This is a genomic window from Methanosphaera sp. A6, from assembly GCF_001729395.1.
GTDB lineage: Archaea > Methanobacteriota > Methanobacteria > Methanobacteriales > Methanobacteriaceae > Methanosphaera > Methanosphaera stadtmanae.
On sequence record NZ_MAIF01000094.1, the window covers coordinates 1 to 2745 of the forward strand.

At 29.1% G+C, this 2745-nt stretch carries 3 protein-coding genes; all 3 read left to right on the forward strand.

Annotation, left to right across the window (positions count from 1 at the left end):
- Window positions 1-154 precede the first annotated feature (154 nt).
- The 3 genes from gatB to hisE are packed head-to-tail and all read left to right on the forward strand — an operon-like array spanning window position 155 to window position 2656.
- Entirely contained in the window at window positions 155-1513 is a 1359-nt protein-coding gene (gene gatB, locus A9758_RS03050; protein WP_011405885.1) for an Asp-tRNA(Asn)/Glu-tRNA(Gln) amidotransferase subunit GatB, read from the forward strand.
- 41 nt (window positions 1514-1554) lie between these two features.
- The gene (locus tag A9758_RS03055) at window positions 1555-2361 is read left to right on the forward strand and encodes a CBS domain-containing protein (protein WP_048059681.1); all 807 of its coding nucleotides are present in this window, start codon (window positions 1555-1557) and stop codon (window positions 2359-2361) included.
- A 7-nt stretch (window positions 2362-2368) separates the two neighbouring features.
- On the forward strand, window positions 2369-2656 hold the full coding sequence (hisE, locus tag A9758_RS03060; protein ID WP_011405883.1) for a phosphoribosyl-ATP diphosphatase: 288 nt from the start codon (window positions 2369-2371) through the stop codon (window positions 2654-2656).
- Window positions 2657-2745: the final 89 nt, after the last annotated feature.

Genomic DNA, 2745 nt, shown 5'->3' on the forward strand with positions numbered 1-2745 from the left:
CTTGAAGATACAACATATAAATAAATAACATAAAAATTTAAATTAATAGATATAAATATAATTATATAATATTTACTAGTATTTTATAAAAAACAAAATATTAACTTAATTACATAAAAGATTATTTAAAGTTGGAGGAATCATTATTACAGATATGATGTGTGGACTTGAAATCCACGTACAATTAAATACAAACTCAAAACTATTTTGTAGTTGCCCTACAAACTATCAATCTGCACCAAACAACACAAATATATGTCCAGTATGTTTAAATCAACCTGGTGCAAAACCATATCCACCAAACCAGGCAGCACTTGATAATGCTATAAAAGTAGCATTGATGCTTGGGTGTGAAATTTCTAATGAAGTTATTTACTTTATGAGAAAACACTATGATTATCCTGATTTATCTAGTGGATATCAAAGAACATCAGTTCCAGTAGGAATAAAAGGAGAACTAAATGGTGTAAGAATACATGAAATACACGTTGAAGAAGATCCAGGACAATATAAACCTGACAGAGGTACTGTTGACTTTAATAGATCAGGTATACCTCTTATTGAGATTGTAACAGAACCTGATATGAAATCACCAGAAGAAGCAAGAAACTTCTTAAATGAATTAATTCGTGTACTAAACTACAGTGGTAGTGCACGTGGTGAAGGTACAATGAGAGCTGACGTTAACATTTCAATTGAAGGTGGAAAAAGAGCAGAAGTTAAAAATGTTAACTCTATACGTGGAGCCTATAAAGTACTTAAATTTGAATTAATAAGACAAAAAAATATTCTTCGTAGAGGTGGAGAAGTACAACAAGAAACTCGTGCTTATCTTGAATCTCAAATGATTACAGTACCTATGAGATTAAAAGAAGATGCTGATGATTACAGATACATACCAGATCCAGATCTTCCTCCATTAAAAATTGATCCTGCACATGTTGAAGAAATTAGACAAAATATGCCTGAACCTGCTCACTTAAAAACTGAAAGATTCGTTGAAGAGTATGGTATTGACAAGAAAGATGCAAAAGTATTAACTTCAGAACTAGAATTAGCTGATGCATTTGAAGAAGTATGTAAAGAAGTTGACGCTAATGTTGCTGCAAGATTAATGAGAGATGAATTAAAAAGAGTATTACACTACAATAAAATACAATATGCAGAAAGTAAAATAACACCTTCAGATATCGTTGAATTAATTAATTTAATAGAATCTAAACAAGTAACACCAGAAGCTGCACACAAACTCATAGAACAAATGCCTGGTAATGATAAAACACCAACAGAAATTGGTAATGAAATGGATATTATTGGTGTTGTTGAAGATGATGCTATAGTAAATGCTATTAATCAAGCAATAGAGGAAAATCCTAATGCAGTGGAAGATTATAAAAATGGTAAAGATAATGCTGTAAACTTCCTTGTTGGTCAAGTAATGAGATTAACTCGTGGAAAAGCAAATGCTGGTGAAACTAATAAGATGATTAAAGAAAAATTAGATCAGTTATGATTTTTTTTCTTAATTTTTTCTATTAAATGGAGTGGATAAAGATGAGTGATTATAAAAAAGTTAAAGATTACATGACACGAAACGTCATTACAGTAAATTCCAACATGCCCATAAAAGAAATTAAAGAGATTATTAAAAAAACAGGACATGATGGATTTCCAGTAGAAGACAATGATGAAATTGTTGGCATAATCACAGCATCTGATCTTCTTATTAAAGATATAAGTCCAACTGTTGAAGGTATGATGTCAAAGGATATTGTTATAGCCAATGAAGAACTATCTATTAATGATGCTGCAAGAGTTATGTTCCGCCTTGGAATATCAAGACTTCCAGTAACTGATGAAAATAAGAAAGTTCTTGGAATCATAACCAATACTGATATTTTACGTTCACATATAGAAAGATCTACACCAGAAAAAGTAAATCAATTTAGAAAAACTCTTGAACAACTATATGGTATTAAAACAACACTTGATAAAGAAAAAGTGGATATTGTTAATTTAAAACCTACACAAGATAAGGTTTATGCTGATGAATTAGAGGGAAGAACTTATGAAATAGAAAGGGGTTTAGCTGAACCTATTATAGTTGTGAAAATAAATGAACATAAATATTTAGTTGTTGATGGACATCATAGATTAGTTGCATCATATAAGATGGGTAATGATAAAATTACAGCATATGTTATTTCATTAAGTAAGAATATCAAGTTAGGAATTGAAAAAACTGCTGAAAAGAATGGTATTCATAGTTTGAAAGATATTGAAATAATTGCTGATGCACAACATCCATTGATTGCAATAACTGGTAGTTTAAGAGATAAAAATACAACAATAAAGAAGTGAGGATAATATGAAAGATGAAATAATAAGAGAAGTTTATGATACATTAGTTGATAGAAAAAATAATCCTATAGATTCTTATACTTCAAAATTAATGCAAGATTCTGATAAAAAAGCTGAAGATAAAATTCTTGAAAAATTAGGAGAAGAGGCTACTGAAGTTATTTTAGCTTCAAAAAATAATGAAGATCTTGTACATGAATCTGCAGATTTAATATTCTTTACAATACTTAATTTAGCATACAAAGGTATACCTTTAGATGATGTCTTTGATGAATTAATAAGTAGACATAACTAATTATTTTTTTTCCTCCCCTCTTAAAATAATCTTTTTTTATACAAGTCCATTATTTTTCAAATAGGTTTCTTTTATTTCGAAATAATAAC